This is a genomic window from Catellatospora paridis (genome assembly GCF_009720365.1).
In the GTDB taxonomy this organism is placed as follows: Bacteria; Actinomycetota; Actinomycetes; order Mycobacteriales; family Micromonosporaceae; genus Catellatospora; species Catellatospora paridis.
Genome location: NZ_ML769314.1, coordinates 553,606 through 573,869 on the forward strand (window position 1 = coordinate 553,606; position 20,264 = coordinate 573,869).

General features: G+C 71.8%; 10 protein-coding genes and 1 pseudogene. 9 read left to right on the forward strand and 2 right to left on the reverse strand.

Features of this window, described 5'->3' with window-relative positions; translation table 11 throughout:
* Positions 1–10: 10 nt before the first annotated feature.
* The 7 genes and pseudogenes from F9C41_RS11605 (at position 11) to dnaE (ending at position 10,175) form a co-directional block, all read left to right on the forward strand.
* Positions 11–1,489, forward strand: coding sequence for a potassium/proton antiporter (locus F9C41_RS11605; protein WP_407924695.1), 1,479 nt, complete (start codon positions 11–13; stop codon positions 1,487–1,489).
* Between the two features lie 586 nt (positions 1,490–2,075).
* On the forward strand, positions 2,076–2,510 hold the full coding sequence (locus F9C41_RS11610) for a TraR/DksA family transcriptional regulator (RefSeq protein ID WP_155386957.1): 435 nt from the start codon (positions 2,076–2,078) through the stop codon (positions 2,508–2,510).
* 81 nt (positions 2,511–2,591) lie between these two features.
* A complete protein-coding gene (lspA, locus tag F9C41_RS11615) occupies positions 2,592–3,230 on the forward strand; it encodes a signal peptidase II (protein ID WP_269058910.1) in 639 nt (212 codons plus the stop codon).
* Positions 3,230–4,168 (forward strand): RluA family pseudouridine synthase, encoded by a 939-nt coding sequence (locus F9C41_RS11620; protein ID WP_155386689.1) that lies wholly within the window; start codon positions 3,230–3,232, stop codon positions 4,166–4,168. Before lspA ends, F9C41_RS11620 begins: the two co-directional genes overlap by 1 nt.
* Before the next feature lie 45 nt (positions 4,169–4,213).
* Entirely contained in the window at positions 4,214–5,272 is a 1,059-nt protein-coding gene (locus F9C41_RS11625; RefSeq protein WP_155386690.1) for a hypothetical protein, read from the forward strand.
* A gap of 436 nt (positions 5,273–5,708) precedes the next feature.
* A pseudogene (locus tag F9C41_RS11630) lies at positions 5,709–6,548 on the forward strand (MinD/ParA family ATP-binding protein); the annotation flags it as partial.
* Between the two features lie 90 nt (positions 6,549–6,638).
* Complete coding sequence (dnaE, locus tag F9C41_RS11635; RefSeq protein WP_155386691.1) at positions 6,639–10,175, forward strand: DNA polymerase III subunit alpha; 3,537 nt, start codon at positions 6,639–6,641, stop codon at positions 10,173–10,175.
* 126 nt (positions 10,176–10,301) lie between these two features.
* On the opposite strand, the gene F9C41_RS11640 is transcribed toward dnaE, so the two are convergent.
* Entirely contained in the window at positions 10,302–10,685 is a 384-nt protein-coding gene (locus F9C41_RS11640) for a hypothetical protein (protein WP_155386692.1), read from the reverse strand.
* Positions 10,682–11,125: a YbaB/EbfC family nucleoid-associated protein gene (locus F9C41_RS11645; RefSeq protein WP_196279718.1), complete on the reverse strand. Its 444-nt coding sequence runs from the start codon at positions 11,123–11,125 to the stop codon at positions 10,682–10,684. Before F9C41_RS11645 ends, F9C41_RS11640 begins: the two co-directional genes overlap by 4 nt.
* Before the next feature lie 189 nt (positions 11,126–11,314).
* Here F9C41_RS11645 and F9C41_RS11650 point away from each other — a divergent pair, with 189 nt between their 5' ends.
* Together F9C41_RS11650 and F9C41_RS11655 are read left to right on the forward strand one after the other, a co-directional pair.
* Positions 11,315–19,654 (forward strand): toxin glutamine deamidase domain-containing protein, encoded by an 8,340-nt coding sequence (locus F9C41_RS11650; protein WP_196279719.1) that lies wholly within the window; start codon positions 11,315–11,317, stop codon positions 19,652–19,654.
* Positions 19,651–20,220, forward strand: coding sequence for a hypothetical protein (locus F9C41_RS11655; protein ID WP_155386695.1), 570 nt, complete (start codon positions 19,651–19,653; stop codon positions 20,218–20,220). Before F9C41_RS11650 ends, F9C41_RS11655 begins: the two co-directional genes overlap by 4 nt.
* The last annotated feature ends 44 nt before the right edge of the window (positions 20,221–20,264 follow it).

The window sequence follows — 20,264 nt, forward strand, 5'->3', positions numbered from 1 at the left end:
GCACCTCGACATGGCCCTGCTGATCGGGGCCGCGGTGCTGCTCGTCGCGGTGGCCGCCGTGCGCTGGTCCACCCGGCTGGGTGTGCCGAGTCTCCTGGTCTACCTGGCCATCGGCGTGCTGCTCGGCTCGGTGTTCGGCCTGCGGTTCGACGACGCCGAGCTGGTGCGCCTGCTGGGCACCTGCGCCCTCGTGCTGATCATCGCCGAGGGCGGCCTCACCGCCCGCTGGACCACGCTGCGCCCGGTGCTGGGGCTGGCCTCGACGCTGGCCACGCTGGGCGTGCTGGTGAGCGTGGTGGTGGTCACCGTGGTCTGCCACTTCGTGCTGGGCTGGGACTGGCGCACCGCGGCGCTGATCGGCGCGGTGCTGTCGTCGACCGACGCGGCGGCCGTCTTCTCCACGCTGCGCCGGTTGCGGCTGCGCCCGCGGCTGGTGGCCACGCTGGAGGCGGAGTCGGGCATCAACGACGCCCCGGTGGTGCTGCTGGTCATCCTGCTGTCGAGCCCGGAGGGCATCGGGCCGTGGTGGCAGGAGACCCTGTTCATCGCGTACGAGCTGGCCGCGGGTGCGGTCATCGGCCTGCTGGTGGGCCTGGTGGGCCGGGAGTTGCTGCGCCGGGCGGCGCTGCCCGCGGCGGGCCTCTACCCGCTGGCCGCGGTCGGCCTGACGGTGCTGGCCTACGCCGGGGGAGCGGTCGTGCATGCCTCGGGCTTCCTGGCCGTCTACGCGGCGGGCGTGGTGCTCGGCAACTCGCGGCTGCCACACCGCCAGGCGATCCTCGGCTTCGCCGACGGCCTGGCCTGGCTGTCCCAGATCGGGCTGTTCGTCCTGCTCGGCCTGCTGGTCTCGCCACCCGGCCTAGTGGAGATGCTGGTGCCCGCAGTGCTGGTGGGGGTGGTGCTGACCTTCGTCGCCCGCCCGCTGTCCGTGCTGGCCAGCGCCACCCCGTTCGGGGTGGGCTGGCGCGAGCAGCTATTCCTGTCCTGGGCGGGGCTGCGGGGCGCGGTGCCGATCGTGCTGGCGACCATCCCGCTCGCGCAGGGGGTGCCGGGCGCGGAGGCGCTGTTCAACATCGTGTTCGTGCTGGTGGTGGTGTTCACCATGGTGCAGGCGGGCACCCTGCCGGCGGTGGCGGTCCGGCTGGGGGTGACCGCCCCGGGGGAGGCCACGGAGCTGCGGGTGGAGACCGCCCCGCTGGACCGGATGCACGCCGAGCTGCTGCAGATCGAGGTGCCGCCGGGGTCCGGCCTGGCCGGGGTCCACCTCGACGAGTTGCGGCTGCCGGTGGGCGCGTCGGTGACGCTGGTGCTGCGGGACGGTGTCGGCTTCGTACCCGATCGCGACACACGGTTGCGAATGGGTGACAGTCTGCTAATCGTTGCCACCGAAGCGGTGCGCGACGACGCCGAACGTCGGCTGCGGGCGGTGAGCCGGCGGGGCCGGCTGGCCCACTGGTTCGGGGAGGACGGCCGAGAACACGGAGACTAGGTGATATTGTCCCTTTTGCCAAATTCACCAGAAAGGGACGGTCGGCGCGGCAATGCCCGTCACGACCGCGGTGATCCGTGCCTTTCCTGCGGATACTTCGGGCCGATCCGGGGTACTCAGAGGAATTCGGCAGGCAGTGCGTGGCATGTTTGTGGACCGTCCATACGTTCCGTATTCTTGCCAGCCTATTGGAGTGCGCGGCGTGAGCCGCGCGCCCGTTTTGCATCTGGGGGACGCCATGGCCGAAAGGGCAGGCGGGAGCAAGACCGGAGCGGCGGCGAAGAAGGCCGTCGCGAAGACCACCGCGGCGCCGAAGCGCTCCGTGAAGACAGTGGCCGCGGGGGCGGCCACGGCGAGGGGGGAGACGGTGACGGCTACCTCAGACAGCACCACCGCCAAGCGCGCCGCCAAGACGGCAGCGCCCGAGCGGAAGACGGCGGCCAAGCCCGCCCCGGCGGCCGCGGACGCCAAGAAGACGGCGCGCGCCACCACCACGGCCACCCGGCGGCACGCCGCCGGGACGGAAGAGAATCCCCCCGCCCAGGCAACGCCGAGCGCCGCCACGACCGCGGCCGAGGGAGCGACCATGGTCAAACCTGCCGAGTCCAAGACCGCCAGCCGTACGGGCGCCAAGGCGACCGCGGTGAAGAAGGGTGATCGCAGCGCCGCGGAGACCGAGAAGATCCGCGTAGCGCTCACCGCGCGCCGTGACGAGCTGCAGGAGGAGTACGACCACACGCTCGTCGAGATCGCCGAACTGCAGCGCGACCGGCTCACCGACTCGGCCGGGGACGACCAGGCCGACACCGGCACCAAGACGTTCGAGCGCGAGCAGGAGATCACTCTCGCGAACAACATCCTGGAGCGGATCACCCAGGTCGAGCGCGCGCTGGAGCGCCTCGACGAGGGCAGCTACGGGTGGTGCGAGAAGTGCGGCAACCCGATCCCGGTGGAGCGGCTGGCCGCGTTCCCGTCCGCGACCCTGTGCGTGACGTGCAAGCAACTGGAAGAGCGCCGCTAGGGCCGGTTCCCGCGAGGGAGAGCCGACCCGGCATGATCGTACGAAGGGCGCGCCCGCGTCCGTGACTTGGGGAGTGTGTCGGTGGAGCAGGACAACCAGACGGAACCGGAGCACTCCCCACGTCGGATCAGCCGGGGCAAGGCCGTGTCGGTCTTCGCGGGGATGGCCGTGTTCGCGCTGGCGCTGGACCTGGTCACCAAGGAGTGGGCGACGAAGCTGGACCCGCACGAGCCGATCAAGCTGCTCGGCGGAGCCGTCTACATGTCGCTGACCCGCAACAGCGGCGCGGCGTTCAGCCTCTTCGCCGACCACACCTACATCTTCCCGATCATCGCCCTGGGCGTGCTCTGCTGGATCGGCTTCATGGCCCGCCAGCTGCGCTCGCTGCCATGGGCGATCGCGCTGGGCATGGTGCTCGGCGGGGTGGTCGGCAACCTGGCCGACCGCATCTTCCGGGCACCGGCCCCGTTCCACGGGCACGTGGTCGACTTCATCAGCGTGTTCCACCCGCACGGCCAGGCCTTCCCGATCTTCAACGTCGCGGACATGGCCCTGGTCGGCGGCGTGAGCCTGGCGATCCTGCTGGAGCTGCTCGGCCGCCAGCGCGACGGCACCCGCATCACGTCCGACAGGAAGGCCGACGCCGACGACGGCCCCGCTCCGGCCGACCTGCGCGACGCCTCGTCCGCCGCCGTCCCCTCCGAGCGCGGTTCCCAGTGATGGGGCTGAGGGGGGAGACCCGCTCCCTGCCGGTCCCGGACGGGCTGGACGGGATGCGGCTGGACCAGGCGGTCTCACGGTTGTTCGGGCTGTCGCGCACCGCGGCGGCCACCCTCGTCGAAGCCGGTGACGCGACCGTCGACGGCGTCGCCCGCGGCAAGTCCGACAAGGTCGCCGGCGGCAGCTGGCTGGAGGTGACCCTGCCCGCCCCGCCCACGGCCCCCGCCGTGATCGCCGAGCGGGTCGACGGCCTGCGGATCGTGCACAGCGACGACGACATCGTCGTGGTGGACAAGCCGGTCGGCGTCGCGGCCCACCCCAGCCCCGGCTGGACCGGCCCGACCGTGATCGGCGGCCTCGCCGCGATGGGGCAGACCGTCGCCACCAGCGGCGCCGCCGAGCGCCAGGGCGTCGTGCACCGGCTCGACGTGGGCACCACCGGGCTCATGGTCGTCGCCAAGAGCGAGACCGCGTACAGCGCGCTGAAGTGGGCGTTCAAGCACCGGGAGGTGGACAAGCGCTACCACGCGGTGGTGCAGGGCCACCTCGACCCGCTGCGCGGCACGGTCGACGCCCCCATCGACCGGCACCCCACGCACGACTGGAAGTTCGCGGTGATGTCGGGCGGCAAGCCCAGCATCACCCACTACGACACGCTGGAGGCCTTCCCCTCCGCCAGCCTCGTCGACATCAGACTGGAGACCGGGCGCACCCACCAGATCCGGGTGCACTTCTCCGCTCTGCGGCACCCCTGCCTAGGCGACACGACCTACGGCGCCGACCCGACGCTCTCCGCCCGCCTCGGCCTGCACCGGCAGTGGCTGCACGCGCGGGAGCTCAGTTTCATCCACCCCGGCACCGGACTCGAGGTCCGGTTCGTCAGCGAGTACCCGCCAGATCTCGCGCAGGCTCTCACCCTGCTGCGTGAGGCTGGTTGACACGCGCTCGCGCCCCCGCGCGAGGCCGGATGAGAGGAACGCGGGATGCGCCCGCAGAAGTTCTTGCGGCATCTGGACCAGGTGATAGTGCCGCGGCTCGCGGGCGGCTTCGTCCGCGTCGCGCGCGGGCGGCTGCGGTTGCGGCTGCTCACCGGGGCCGCCCTGCTCGGGGTCACCGGAGTGCTGCTGGCCGTGGTGTGGACCGCGCACCGCGGGACCACGGCCACCCCGGAGAGCACGCTCGGCGAGACGGTGCAGGTCGGCGTCGTGCAGGGGCAGTCGGTGCCGCTGTACGCCAAGCAGGCCCGCTCGGAACTGGCCGGCCTGCTCAAGCGCCCGTCGGCGACGCCGGTGGAGACGTACGCCCTGGTCAGCCTCAAGGCGTACCTGGCACCGGAGCGGCTCACACCGGTGCTCGGCGGCGTCTCGGTGGTCGAGGTCTACGCCCGCGTGCCACTGGGCAAGACGTCGACGGCATCGGTGCGCATCCCCGCCTTCAAGATCCCTGAGGACGTGGTGACCGGGATGAAGCACGTCGCCGCGCGCAAGGACGCCGACGCGGCGGACTTCCGGGGCCTGGCCGGCAAACTGACCACCGCGGACGCGGAGGAGGATCGCCTGCGCGACACGTACCTGGGCGGCTCGGCGGTCGCCGAGGCCGAGGCGGAGGCCTACCGCACCGGCTGCACCTGCGTGTACGCGGCTGTGGTGCGGGCCACCCCGGCGGCGCTGGACCAGATCGGGGCCCGTCCCGAGGTGCGTGCCGTCGACCCCGCGCCCGAGGTGCGGCGGCTGGACCGGGCGGTCTTCCTGCCCCCGCTGCCGGAGCAGGTCGGCCAGCTCGACCCGTCTGCCTCGGCCGTGCCCAGCGCCTCGCCGAGCGCGCAGCCCAGCGCGACGCCCGGTGGTGAGCCGAGCGCCGAGCCGAGCGACCGGCCGGGCGCCGAAGCGAGCGGGCACCCGTCGACCAGGCCGAGTTCCGGCCCGGCCTCGCCGCATGCGTCGCCGGTCGCACAGACGAGCCCGTCCGGTGACGGCGCGGCTCCGGCGTCCCCGGAGCACGCTCCCTCGGCCGGGGCGTCCGACGCCGGGCAGTCCGGCTGAGCGTGCGGGCGTCCCCCGCGGGTGTCCGCACCCTGTATCGAGTGGCTTCGTTGAGCAGGAGGAGACCCGGTTCGCAAGACCTCTTCACCTCTTCTCGGCGGTAATCGGCCGACAGGGTCTGGAGGTGTGGGTGCCAGAACACATAGGGTGGTCAAGCTGGTGTCGAGGTGCGTAGCCTGGCACCGAATTGATCACTTATCACTCTGGCAGGGCGGGGAGGGCGCACACCGTGGAGCGCAACGGCCAGCGGGGCGACGGCCCCACGGCTTGGGGCCGACCCGGCGAGCTGACGCCCGCCGAGGCGACCTCACGCTGGCGGGTGCTGCTCGACCGGGCCCGCGCCGCGCCGCCCCGCGACCCGGCGCCGGTCGATCCCGCGCCCGCCGGCCCGGCCACCGCCACGCCGGCGGGTCCGGCGTACGGCGCGCCCGCCGGGCGGATCGAGTGGCGTCCCGCGGCCCGCGCCGACGACGTCGACCACGCCGTCTCGGTGCTGCGCCGGGAGCTGGGCGGCCCCAAGGTGCTGGCGTTCGCCAACCCCAAGGGCGGGGTGCACAAGACCACCGCCACCGTGCTGGCCGCGGCGACCATCGGCAGCGTGCGCGGGCGCGGCGTGCTGGCCTGGGACGACAACGAGCTGCGCGGCACGCTCGGGCTGCGGGCGGGCAGCGCGCGGCACGCGCGCACCATCCGGCACCTGCTCAGCGACCTGCTGGAGATCGAGAACGCGCCGCTGCCCGAGCTGAAGGACCGGCTCGACGACTACCTGCGGCACGCCTCCGACGGGTCGTACGACGTGCTGGCCGGCGAGGAGAACCCGCGCTTCGCCCAGCGGCTCGACCAGCACACCGTGCGCCGGGTGCTGGACCTGCTGTGCCGCACCCACGACGTCGTCTGCGTGGACACCGGCAACAACGTGGAGAGCGCCAACTGGCAGACGGTGATCCGCGCCGCCGACCAGCTCGTGATCACCACGGTGCCGCGCGAGGACGCGGCCTTCACCGCGGACTGGATGATCGACCTGCTGCACGAGCTGGGCCTGGGCAAGCTGGCGGAGAACGCGGTGACGCTGCTCTCCTGCGCCACCCCGGGCACCTCGCCGCTGCTGGAGGACCTGCGCAAGCACTTCGCCACCCGCACCCGCGCGGTGGTCGTGGTGCCCTTCGACCCGGCCCTGGAGACCGGTTCGTCGATCGAGTACGGCGCACTCCAGCAGACCACGAAACGGGCCTGGCTGAACGCCGCATCGGTGATGGTGGAACCCTTCGCCCGGTGACGCCCGGCACCCCCCGAGCGGCGGGTGGAACGCGTCGGAGCGCAGGACTAGGCTGAGCTTTACCGTCGACAAGCTGGGGGTGGGTACGCCGTGGGCGACTCTTTTGTGCATCTTCACGTGCACACGGAGTATTCGATGCTCGACGGCGCGGCCCGGTTGAAGGACCTCTTCAAGGAGGCCAATCGCCTCCAGATGCCCGCCCTGGCGATGACCGACCACGGCAACATGTTCGGCGCCTACGACTTCTACAAGCAGGCCACCGCCGCGGGCATCAAGCCGATCATCGGCGTCGAGAGCTACGTGACCCCGAACACGGCCCGGCAGGAGCGCGTGCGTGTGCGCTGGGCCGACGGCGGCGAGAACGACGTCTCCGGCGGTGGCGCGTACACCCACATGACCATGCTCGCGGCCGACGCCGACGGCCTGCGCAACCTGTTCCGGATGCAGTCGAAGGCCAGCCTGGAGGGCTACTTCTACAAGCCCCGCGCCGACCGCGAGCTGCTCAACCTGTACGGCAAGGGGGTCATCGCGACCACCGGCTGCCCGTCGGGCGAGATCCAGACCTGGCTGCGCATCGGCGACTTCGACAAGGCCGTGGCGTCGGCGGGTGAGTTCCAGGACATCTTCGGCAAGGAGAACTTCTACCTGGAGCTGATGGACCACGGCATCAGCATCGAGAAGGCCGCCCGCGAGGGCCTGGACCGGCTGCGCAAGCACCTCAACCTCAAGGCGATCGTCACCAACGATCTGCACTACACCTACGCCGAGGACGCCGACGCGCACGAGGTGCTGCTGTGCGTGCAGTCCGGCTCGACGATGGCCGACCCGAAGCGCTTCAAGTTCGACGCCCGCGACTTCTACCTCAAGTCGGCCGAGGAGATGCGCCGCCAGTGGGACGACCTGGTGCCGGGGGCGTGTGACAACACCCTGGAGATCGCGGAGCGGATCGGCGACTACAAGAGCGTCTTCGCGCACCGCAACCTGATGCCGTCGTTCCCGGTGCCCGAGGGGTTCACGGAGGAGTCGTTCCTGCGTGCCGAGGTGCACCGGGGGCTGCGCGACCGGTTCCCGGGCGGGGTGCCCGAGGACCGGCTGCGCCAGGCAGACTACGAGCTCGACGTGATCTGCAAGATGGGCTTCCCGGGCTACTTCCTGGTGACCGCCGACCTGTGCGAATACGCTCGGCGGGAGAAGATCCGGGTCGGTCCGGGGCGCGGCTCGGCGGCCGGTTCGCTGGTCGCGTACGCGCTGCGGATCACCGAGCTGGACCCGATGTCGCACGGCCTGCTGTTCGAGCGGTTCCTCAACCCCGACCGCATCTCGATGCCCGACATCGACATGGACTTCGACGAGCGTCGGCGCGGCGACATGATCCGCTACTCCACCGAGCGGTGGGGTGAGGAGCGGGTCGCTCAGATCATCACGTACGGCACGATCAAGGCCAAGGCCGCGGTCAAGGACGCGGCCCGGGTGCTGGGCTACCCGTTCGCGGTCGGCGACAAGATCACCAAGGCCATGCCGCCCGCGGTCATGGGCAAGGACATCCCGCTGTCCGGCATCTTCGACAGCAACCACCCCCGCTACCAGGAGGCGGCGGAGTTCCGGTCGCTCTACGACACCGACCCGGACACCAAGAAGGTCGTCGACACCGCCAAGGGCATCGAGGGCCTCAAGCGCCAGTGGGGCGTGCACGCGGCCGGCGTGATCCTGTCCGGCGAGCCGCTGATGGACGTGCTGCCGATCCAGAAGCGCGAGCAGGACGGCGCCATCATCACCCAGTGGGACATGGGCGCCTGCGAGTCCATCGGCCTGCTCAAGATGGACTTCCTGGGCCTGCGCAACCTCACCGTGATGGACGACTGCCTGGAGGGCATCAAGCTCAACCGGGGCGTCGACGTGGTGCTGGAGACGCTGCCGCTGGCCGACAAGCCCACCTACGAGCTGCTGGCCCGTGGCGACACCCTGGGCGTGTTCCAGCTCGACGGCGGGCCGATGCGCGCGCTGCTGCGCTCCATGGTCCCCGACAACTTCGAGGACATCTCCGCGGTGCTGGCCCTCTACCGGCCAGGCCCGATGGGCGCCAACGCCCACAACGACTACGCCGACCGCAAGAACGGCCGCAAGCCGGTGGTGGCCATCCACCCGGAGCTGGCCGAGCCGCTGTCGGAGATCCTGGGCGACACCTACGGCCTGATCGTGTACCAGGAGCAGGTCATGGCCATCGCGCAGAAGCTGGCCGGCTACTCGCTCGGCGCCGCCGACCTGCTGCGCCGCGCCATGGGCAAGAAGAAGAAGGAGATCCTCGACAAGGAGTACGTGCCCTTCTCCGGCGGTATGAAGGAGAACGGCTACTCCGACGCGGCGATCAAGACGCTGTGGGACATCCTGGTCCCGTTCTCCGACTACGCCTTCAACAAGGCGCACACCGCCGGCTACGGCCTGGTCTCCTTCTGGACCGCCTACCTCAAGGCCAACTACCCGGCCGAGTACATGGCGGCGCTGCTCACCTCCGTCGGCGACGACAAGGACAAGTCCGCGGTCTACCTGGCCGAGTGCCGCCGCATGGGCATCAAGGTGCTGCCGCCCGACGTGAACGCGTCCACCGCGCGGTTCACCCCAGTCGGCGACGAGATCCGGTTCGGCCTGGGCGCGGTGCGCAACGTCGGCGGCAACGTCGTCGAGGCGATCGTGCGCGGCCGCAAGGAGCAGGGCGCGTTCACCGACTTCTACGACTTCCTGCGCAAGGTCGACGCGGTGGCCTGCAACAAGCGCACCATCGAGTCGCTGATCAAGGCGGGCGCGTTCGACTCGATGCAGCACCCCCGCAAGGGGCTGCTGTCGGTGCACGCCGACGCCATCGACTCGTTCATGAGCGTCAAGAAGAACGAGGCCATCGGCCAGTTCGACCTGTTCGGCTCGGCGTTCGCCGACACCGACTCGTCCGGCGCGGGCATGATCGTCACGCCGCCCATCCCGCCGGGCGAGTGGGACAAGACCGACCTGCTCGTCTTCGAGCGCGAGATGCTCGGCCTGTACGTCTCCGACCACCCGCTGTTCGGCCTGCAGCACGTGCTGAGCAAGGCCGCCGACATGTCGATCGCGGCGCTGAACGAGGAGGGCGGCGTCAGCGACGGGCAGATCGTCACCCTGGCCGGCATCCTCTCCGGCGTGCAGCGGCGCATCACCAAGCAGGGCAAGGCCTGGGCCTCGGCGACCCTGGAGGACCTGGACGGCGCGGTCGAGGTGCTGTTCTTCCCCAACACGTACGACCTGGTCGGGCAGTACATCGCCGAGGACGCCATCGTCGTGATCAAGGGCCGCGCCGACCGCCGCGACGACCAGGCCAAGCTGATGGCGATGGACATGTCCATCCCGGACACCTCCGTCACCGACGACAACGCCCGGCCGGTGGTGGTCGCGCTCCCGGCCAACCGGTGCACCCCGCCGCTGGTCGAGCGCCTGCGTGAAGTGCTGTCGACCCACCCCGGTAAGGCCGAGGTGCACGTGCGCCTCACCAACGGGTCGAAGTCGTCGACATACCGCCTCGGCCCGATGCGGGTCGCTCCGGTGCCCGCCCTGATGGCGGACCTGAAGGCGCTGCTCGGCCCGTCCGCCCTGGCCAGCTGACGCGGCCGCCGGTCGGGCCTTGATCGCTGTCTGCGGTCAGAAAGTGAGGCCAGACCCCGCTTTCTGACCCGAAACAGCGATCATCGCGGTGCGGCGGCGGTGCGGCGGCCGGGACGGCGAAGACGGTCAGACCGGGATGTCTGGTTTGTGGTTGGCGGCCTGGTCGGTGCGTTTTGAGGCGGCGATGTCGGTGTCGGAGGTGACGGTGGCGGCCTGGGTGATGTTGCCGCCCATCGACTCCAGGGCCGTGCCGACCTGCCGCCACAGCGCGAGGATGTTCGGCGCGATCTCCGAGTAGCCCTTGTCCAGGGCGTTGCCGACGTCGTCGGTGCCCCACGGCTTGGCCGACCCGGCCGACTCGATGCTGGCGCCGGTGCCGTTGCGCAGCGCCGTCACGTCCTTGCCCGCGGCGGTCATCCGGCCGCCGGCGTCGCGGGCCAGATCGAGGTCGAGATGGGTGCCGTCGCCGCCGGGCCAGCTCATCGGGCGGATCGGGATGCCCTCGCTCATCGCGCGGCTCCCGGCTCGTCGCCCGGCTCCGGACGGTAGTCCATGATGTCGTCGTGCCGCTTGAGCAGGTCGTTCATGTCATTGGTACGCAGGAACGTCACCGCACCGGAGTCCTGCGGCATCACCTCGGCCATCAGGCTCGACACACCCGCGCCCGCCGCGTCGGCCGCCCGCGCGACCGTCTTGGTGATCTCCTCGGCCAGCCCGGCGGCACTGTATGAGCGCAGCGCGGCAGGCTCCAGTTCCAGCTTGACCAGCCGGCCGCGGGCGTCGACGGCGACCTTGATCAGGCCGTCGCGCGACTTCTCCGTCGCCCGGTATGCCTTCAGCTTGGTCTGCAGGTCGCCCATCCCGTTGCGCAGCCGCGTGTACTGGTCGTGCACCTGTGCGAAGCGTTCGCGCAGCGCCCAGTTGGCGTCGCGATCGGAGCGTTGTGCCACGGCGGCTCCTCCCCTGGTACGGCCGATGACTGCCGACTCTAGCCGGGATCGGCACCCCTCGCCGCAACCGGGTTGGCGCGCTCTTGTCCGGATCGAGTAACTTACCCAGAGCGCCTGCGCGCCACCGGATGTCCCGTGCCCGGCACGGACCGGACCGCGCGGGAGAGCCGAACTCTGGGGAGGGTGCGGATGTCGTGGTTGCCGTCGCCGATACCGCATCCGTTGTCCTACTTCGACGCACCGGGGTGGATGAAGGAATGCCTCGACTGGGTCATCGGCATGGACTGGCCCGAGGGCGACGAGCAGGCCACCTGGGACCTCGCCGACGACTGGTACGCGGTTGCCGGTGACCTCGCCGACCCGCTGACCGAGTCCGAGCGGGCCGCCCTGGACGCGGTCGCCGCGTTCGGCGGCGCCGAGGGCAAGGTCGCCGCCGCCATCAAGGACGCCTGGGGGCAGATCGGCAGCGGCGACGAGAAGTCGGCGCTGCAGGCCGCCGCCTACGTCGCGGGGGCGCTCGGCGAGATGCTCGAAGGCGGCGGCTGCGACATCCAGGGCGCGAAGCTGGAGTACTACATCGAGCTCGGCCTGCTGCTGATCGAGCTGATCGCGCTCGCCGTCGCCGCGTTCTTCACCTTCGGCGCGTCCACGGCCGCGGCCGGTCCGGCCTGTATGGCGACCCGCTTCGCCATCAAGGAGATCCTCAAGCGGCTGCTCAGGTCCCTGGTCGAGCGCGGCATCAAGCGCGCTCTCAAGGACAAGCTCAAGGACCTCGGCAAGGACTTCGGCAAGAAGCTCGGCAAGTGGGCGATCAAGGCCGGCAAAGAGGGCCTGGACGAGATGAAGGAGGAGCTGCTCACCCAGGGCGCCATCCAGACGTACCAGACCGCGACCGGCCGCCGCGACGGGCTCGACCTCGGCGATCTCGCGATGGCCGGCTGGGCGGGCTTCGCGGGCGGCGCGGCCAGCACGCTGGCGGGCGGCCACAACGGCGGCTTCGTCAGCAAGGTCTCCCACGGCGTACGCGGCGAGGTGCTCGGCGATGTCGGTGGCTCCCTGGCCACGGGACAGCTGCCCGACGTCGGCAACCTGGGCATGGCGGCCACCTCGGGTGCGCGCTCCAGCGTGACCAGTCACCTGACCGGCGAGCTCAACAACATGACGGCCAACGTCGTCAGCAACCTCGCCGGGACCGCGTTCGACGGCGACCCGAGTACGAACATCACCGCCGCCGCGGCGGGCACCGCTGCCGCGGCAGGCGGCGGTTCGGGTGACGGTTCGGGCGGCTCGCACGGCGGGACCACGGGCTCCGGCGGCTCGGGCGGCGGCTCCGGTGGCGGATCAGGCGGCGGCAACGGCGGTTCTGGCGGGTACACGGGCGGCACCGGCGGGCTCGCCGGTATCGCGCCTCCCGAGGTGGGGCCGGCTCCGGCGGCACCCGCCGCCCCGGCTCCCGTCGCGAACATCCCCGCGCAGGCCAACAACACCGTGATCGCACCGGCGGTCGCGGCAGCGCCGCAGAGCATGGCCGCACCGGCCGCCGCCGCGCCCGCGGCGATGGCCCCGGCGTCGGGCCTGGCCGGGACGTCGGTTCCGTCCGTCGCGCCGTCGGCGGGCGCGTCCACCTCGGTCTCATCCGGGTCCGGCGGCCTGTCCGGCTCGGCCTCCGGCAGCGGTTCGACCTCGGCCGGCGCAAGCCCGGCGAGCACGGGCTCCGCCACCAGCGGCACCGGCTCGGGCGGCCCGTCCGGGTCCACGTCCACCTCGGGTTCGGGCACGGCCTCCGGCTCGACGTCCACCTCGGGCTCGGGCACCGCCTCCGGGTCCGGCACGTCCAGCTCGACCAGTGCCAACCCGGCCACCGGCGCGCGGCCCACCGCGGGCACCAGCGCAACCGGTCCCACGTCGCAGGCCGGGCTGGCCGCGCAGACCGGCACGCCGACCCAGGCCGGACCGTCCGTCCAGGCCAGCGCCTCGACGACCACCCCGTCTGCGCAGACTAACGCCTCGGTGACGACGCCGTCCTCCCAGGCGAACGCCTCCACGACCGCGCCGTCCTCCCAGCCGAACGCCTCCACGACCGCCCCGTCTGGACAGACGAACACCTCGACTACCGGGCCGTCCGTGCAGGCGAGCACCAACGCGCAGACCGGCCCGGCGAACCAGGGCGGCACCACCGCCACCGCCCCGCAGGGCACGACGACGCCGTCGACCAGCACGCAGAACCCGGCGACGACGTCGCAGAACCCGGCGTCGCAGAACCCGGCCAACGCGCAGAACCCGGCCGCCCAGCAGGGTCCGGCCACGTCGCCGCAGAGCCCGTCCACCAACCCGCAGACGGCGACTCCGACCCAGCAGACGCCGGGCGACCCGGCCCGCCCGCAGCCGGTCCCGGCCCAGCAGACCGACCCGGCGACGCCCGTGGTCGCCGTCGTGCCCGGCGCGGACACACGCGGCCCCGGCCCGGACGCCGACACCCGACCCCCGGCCGCCGACGGTCGCCGCGACGGCGAACGCAGCCGGACTGAGGCGCGGCGCTGGAGCGACGCGTACCACGGCGGGCTGCGCGCGCAGCGGCGCGAGATCCTGGCCTCGATGGGCAGGCCCGGCGCGCTCGCCGCGGCCGCCTGGGATGCGTTGAACCGCCACGACGGCGCGGACTTCACCCGCGGCGGCGTCACCACCGACGACGTGTCGGCGCTGACCGGCACCGACCAGCCGCCGTCGGTCGACGCCACCCGCCGCTACGACCAGCGCGGCGGCTACCGGCCGGTGCTCACCCAGCACCAGCTCGACCTCGAGAACGCGGTGCCGCGTGACGAGAACGGCCGCCCGCTGCAGTTCCCGCCGCTGCGCTCCGGCTGGCTGCGCTTCGCCAACGACGGCGGCCCGCAGGCCGACCCGACCCGCGCGGTGAACTGCGTCGACGTGCTGCTGTCGGTGGCCGACACCTGGCTGCACGGACGTCCGCGCTGCGCCGCCGCGCGTACCCTCGACGGTTTTGCCTCCGGCAACCCGGACCAGCCCGCCGGCCCGGAGCCGCGCGGCCCGCACCGCATCGAGGACTTCTTCGGCGGCCGGCTGCAGCAGCTGTGCCCGGACACCCGCGGCCTCGACCGCCAGGCGGCCCGGCAGACCGTGGACGCGTCCTACGCCCGCCTGGCCGACCAGCTGCGCCAGGCCGGTCCGGGCGCGATGGCCGTGGTCATCCACCACTCGTCCGACGGCACCGCGCACACCTGGCCGGTCTTCAACGACGGCGGCGTCATCATGTACGCCGACCCGCAGCAGCCGCCCGGCACGCCGACCACGAACCCGCCCTACACCGACGGCATCGTCCAGATGGACGCCATGGTGATCGGGCCCGATGGCGAGCAGTCCCTGATGGACGGCGCACCGACCGGGGCGTGGTCGCAGTATCAGGGCCAGCCGGACCCGGCAGCCGCCCCGGCCGGGGTGCACGCCACCCAGCTCGACGCGGACATGCAGCGCCCGCTCACCGACGAGGAGATGGCCGACCTCGGCGTCGGCGAGGCGACCCTGGCCGACCTGGGCTTCCCGGACCCGTCGGTGCTCAGCGACGCCGAGCGGGTCCGGCTGGAGGCGCTGCTGCCGCAGACGGCGGTGGTATCCACCCAGGACGTCCGCTTCACGCAGCGCTCGGTCAGCCCGACCAGCGGTGACCTGACCATGGACCAGTTCACGGCGCGGATGGCGCAGACCGGGTGGCAGGGCGGCCCGGCGCACGTCGTCGCCTGGGGTGACGGCTCGCTGTCCAGCATGGACAACCGCCGGATGCGGGCGGCGAACCTGGCCGGACTCGATACCGTGCCGGTCTGCGTGCACCGCCCGGACGAGCCGCTGACCAGCCTGCCCGATGGGGAGGATCCGGACCGCACGAAATACCGGCGGCCGCTGCAGACCGAGATCCGGATGGTCGACGGCCGGCTGGTCGTCGGTGGCGACCGGGGCGAGGTCGTGCACGCCAGGGGCACGGTGCCGACCACGTTCGGCGAGGCCGCCCTGTTCCGTGCGGCGGAGCAGCGCAGCCTGCTGCCCGGTCGGCTGTACGGCGCGGACACGGTCCCGGTGACCATCGGCAAGCCGCCGGAGCCGGACGTGGTCGTCGACGACCTGGAGCTGGACGAGCGCGAGATGCTCACCGGCCTGCACGACGCTGCGGCGGCGAACGCCGACGGGATCCGCGACGACATCGCCCAGCTCGTCTCGGCCTACAACCTCAGCCCGGGCACCGACGGCATCCTGCAGATGCCCGGCATCGACCACCGGGTCAAAGAGCTCGCCTCGCTGGTCCGCAAGTACCTGGTCGAGGGCCGGTTCTTCGGTGTCGAAGGATTCCCTGAGCGGGCCAACGACGCGGTGCGGTTCATGGTTCGCCTACCGGATGGTGAGGGCTACCGGCCGGCCTTCGACGCGGTGCGCAGCGGTCTGGAGGCGCAGGGTTACCAGCTCACCGACATCAAGAACTTCTTCGCGTCCGGCAACCGCTTCCTGGGCCTCAACGTCACCTTCACCAGCCCGACCGGGCAGCTCTTCGAGGTGCAGTTCCCGACCGAGAACTCCGAACGTGCCTGGATTCTCACCCACGACGCGTACGAGGTGCTGCGCCGGGAAGGCAGCCTGGACGACAACGGGGACCGGCAGAACGCCGAGTTGCCGGCGCGGCGGGTCCATGCGTTGCTGTCCATGCTCGCGGTCAACGCGGAGCTGAGCGTCAACGACGTGCCTCCGGGCATCGACACGATCGTGGGACCGCCCCCGGAGTCGGCCCCGGCCGGCGCCAAGGCCACCAACCTGGCGGTCTGGATCACGAAGAACGCACAGATCTGGCAGCAGTACCGGGCATGGTTGGATGATCAGCAGGAGTCCTTCGCGGACTTTGCCGACATCCTCGCCGAGTTCGGCATCGACCCGGCCGACGTGCCGGTCACACCGGAAGTCGCGGAGAAACTGGAGCGGATCGATGGTGAGCTACTACGCGCTCTACGCGGTGAACAAGTCGAAGCCTCCGGCGACGGGGATCGTCGTGACTCACGGCGGGGTGGACGCGATGCTGTGGGACCACCGGCAGAAGGCGTGGGTGTACGACCCGACGACGGTGGCATACGTGATGGATCACCACGAGTACGTGGACCGCACGGAGGAGATCACCAGGGAGCAGGCCGAGGAACTGACCCTGCAGATCACGAAGGGGACCGAACCGCTCCCCGACGAGGAGACGATCCTCTGGATCTTCCAGTGGAAGGGAGCCCCGCCCCAGGACGAGGACTGACGGATCAGGCCGATCCCGAGTCCCCGGCCGACCCGGCCGGGCCGGGGCAGCCTCCGTCGCCGCCGGAGCCTGGCGGCAGGTTCTTCGAGCCGCGCCCGGAAGCCGAGCTGTCGGCGTACGAGACCGCGATGCTCGACGACGTCTACGAGCGCGCGCTGGCGGCCTCCGAGACCGCGCTGACCGACCTGCGCCGGGTGACCGCCTCGGTCGAGCAGGGGCTGGGGCTGCCCGAGGGTTCGCTGCCATTGCGCGACCCCGAGCACCGCGCCAAGAGCCGTGAGTCGCTGCAGCGCAAGTACCTGGCCGAGGGCCGGATCGGTGGGCCGGAGCAGTTCGCCGCGACGGTGAACGACTCCGTGCGCTTCTCGGTCCAGCTGCCCGACGGCGCTGCGTACCGGCCCGCGCTGGATGCGGTGATCGCGCAGCTGGAAGCGGCGGGCTACGAGATGGAGGGCACGCCGAAGAACTTCTGGCGGGCCGGCAACCGCTTCTACGGCACCAACACGACGTTCCGCGCCCCCGACGGCACCCTGGTCGAGGTGCAGTTCCCGACCCAGCTGTCGTACGAGCTCTGGCACGCCACGCACGTCGAGTACGAGGTGATGCGTGACGTCGACGCCGAGCCCGAGCAGCGCATCCGGGCGCTGCTCCGCATGCTGGAGGTCAACCGCGCGGCAGGCATGCTCGACGCGATCCCGCCCGGCATGGTCGGCGACGACGCCAAGGACGCGAGCCTCGCGAAGTGGATCAGCGACAACCCGGAGGTCTGGCGCGCGTTCACCCAGCAGCTGGAGGCGCAGGGCCTGACGCCCGGCGACGTGATCGCCGAATACGATCTGACGCCTGACGACTTCCCGGTCACCCCGAAGGTCGCCGCCCGCCTGGAGGAGCTCGATGTTGTACTACAAGGCCATCTACCGCAAGGACATCGAGGACTTCCCGGACCAGGAACCGACGGGCCTGATCATCTCGGGGCAGGGGTACCGGGAGCACATGATCTGGGACCATCGGGCCCGGAGCTGGCGGTACGACCCGCAGACGGCGGGGTACATCCTGGGCCGGGAGGACTACGACTTCCGACGCAGGCCGGTGACCCGAGCGGAAGCCGAGCGGATCGCGACGCTGATCACGAAGGGGACCGACCCGCTGCCGAGCGAGGAGGAGATCCTCGAGGCGTTCCGGGAGTCCCACCGTCGCCGCGCAGCGGGGACGCTGGACTAGACCCGGCCGGGCCGGACCTGTCCGGCGACGCCGAACCGGCGAGCCCGACGGACCCCGACACCCCGCCGATGCCGGGCAGCACGCCGCCCGGCCCGGTCGGCATGGACCCGGCCGACCCTAACCACCCGCAGTGGCCGTACCGGGCGGGCTTGCAGACCCGGCGCATGTCGCTGGAGTTGCAGCGGCGTCAGCAGGAGGCGGACGCGCTGGCGGCCGAGGCGGCCAAGCACCTCGCCGAGATGCACAAGTACCGGTCGTGGGCGCAGTTCTACTCCGCGCAGCAGCCCGACGCCGAGCAGGCGAAGCTGTGCCAGGAGTGGGCCGACAAGCACCAGCAGTGGGCCGCCGAGTGGGGCACGTTGTCCAAGGCCGCCTACAACGGGACGTACACGGCCAACCAGACGACGACCGTGGACAACGACACGGCCTGGGTCGCGGTCAACACCGACGACGGCGAGCTGCTGGTCAACGTGCCCGCGGCCGACGGGCGGCCCTACCTGTACCGGGGCGGTCTGCGCCCGCCGTTGCAGCAGCACCAGGACGATCTGGCGGCGGCGCTGCCGCGTACGCCCGGCGGGCATCTGGTCATGAACCCGGACCCGCGCGAGGGCACCTGGTTCGGGCTGGCCAACGACGGCGGGCCGGAGCTGGACCCGAGCCGCGGCATCAACTGCGTCGACTGCATGATCTCCGCGTGGCGGACCTGGCGGGGCCGCCCGCAGGTGTCCGCGCCGCGCACCTTCGACGGGTACGCCGGGACGAACGTCAACGCGGTCACGGGCGGTGAGGCGGGCGGCATGGCGCGCGTCGCCGCGGCGGTCGGCGGGGCCTGGCAGACGGTGTTCCCGAACATGTCGCAGAGCCCGGCCGCGCAGGCTCAGCAGTGGTCGGACTGGGGCTTCGCGTCGATCACGCACGAGCTGACCGAGGCCGGCCACGGCGCGGCGATGTTCATCGTCACCGAGTGGCAGGCCGGCACGTCGCACGCCTGGCTCGCGGTCAACCAGAACGGCACCATCCTGTTCCTGGACCCGCAGACGCGCCAGATCAGCGAGAACGTGTCGATGTACGGGCACACCGGCGACCCGTCGAACAACGGCAACGTCGTCGGCATGTACGCGATGATGCTGGACGCCCAGGGCGACCCGCAGCCGATGGGTTCCCTCGCGCAGACCTCCTGGGGCAAGGCGGAACTGGCCCAGCAGCAGCCGTCACCGGCTCCCGAGCCGGACCCGCAGCCCGAGCCCCAGCCGGATCTTCAGCTGGCCCCTGAGCCCAGCCCCGAGCCGGATCTTCAGCACGCGACCGACCCGCAGCCCGCGCCGGAGCCCGAACCCGCGCCGCAACCGGCTCCGCAGCCCGGTCCGGTGGCCGAGAGCGGGCCTTCGGCGCTGCCCGATCCCGGCGGGCGGCCGACCCTGCCCAACCCGCCGCCGGGCAGCGAAGGTCACCACATCGGTGGCGACCAGAACGAGGGCGAAGCGGTGGCGCTGTACGCCGACATCCGCCGCCTGACCGACGACGTGCAGCGCATCGCGGCCAACCAGGGCATTCCGGAGGACGTGGTCGCGCGTGCCCGGCGCAATCTGTTCCTCCAGGTCCACCAGGACGTCGCGACCGGCACCGACCAGCTGGAAACCGGCCTGTTCACGGCGATCCTGAACATCGGCCTCGACTGGCAGGCCGCCTACGAGGGGCCGCTGTCCGGGGCCGACCTGGAGCGGTTCCGGCGCACGCTGGCGCACGAGTACGTCGAGTCGGTGCTGATGGAGCGCCATGGCATGGCCTACCGGCCGTCGGACTTCGACTACTGGGAGAACAACGAGTGGGAGTACCCGACCGCGACGCCGGAGCACTTCGCGGCGCATGACGTGGCTCCCTCGCAGGGGCGGCGCTGGCCGTTCGGCCACTACCATGACATGGGCCTGGAGGAGCCGGACGTCGAGATCGCGCCGGACCTGAGCAACCTGGAACACGTCGTCGACGAGATCATGCGGAGGTTGAGGCACGAATGAGTGCGGACGAACGGACACGCGCGCTCGCGGATCGCCTCGCCCGGGTCGAGTGGCTCGACGACGACCAGCGCGCGCCGTCGCGGGCGAGGCTGATGTCGGAGTACCTGCGCCGGTCGGCGCTGTGGGCGCAGCGACTGGACGCCGCCCGGCTCTGGCCGTTCTTCGACATCGCGCAGCTGGTCGACCCGGGCACGCGGGCCGACCCTGAGCTGGTCGGCGAGGTGTACGCGCAGGTCGCCGAGCGCGGGGCCAACCACCTCGACCGGCGGCTGTGCGAGTACGCCCTGCACTTCGCGGCGCTGGCCGAGCCGGGGTCCGAGCTGCCGGACCCGTTCGCGCCGCTGATCGAGCTGTTCGAGCGCGGCGGGCAGTTCCAGCAGGAGGCGGGCCTGATCTACTTCGGCCCGATGGGCGTGAAGCTCGGCTCGATGGCCGACCACCTGGCCGCGGAACCGGTCGCCGGCACCGACCCGGCGGCCCTGGACGCGCTGGACGCGGCGTGGCAGGCCCGGCGGGAGGAGATGCGGCGGCGGGTCCGCGCCGGCCGCCCGCAGCGCGACGGCTGACGCCGGTGACGGGGCGGGCCGGACTGCGCCATAGGATCACCGGT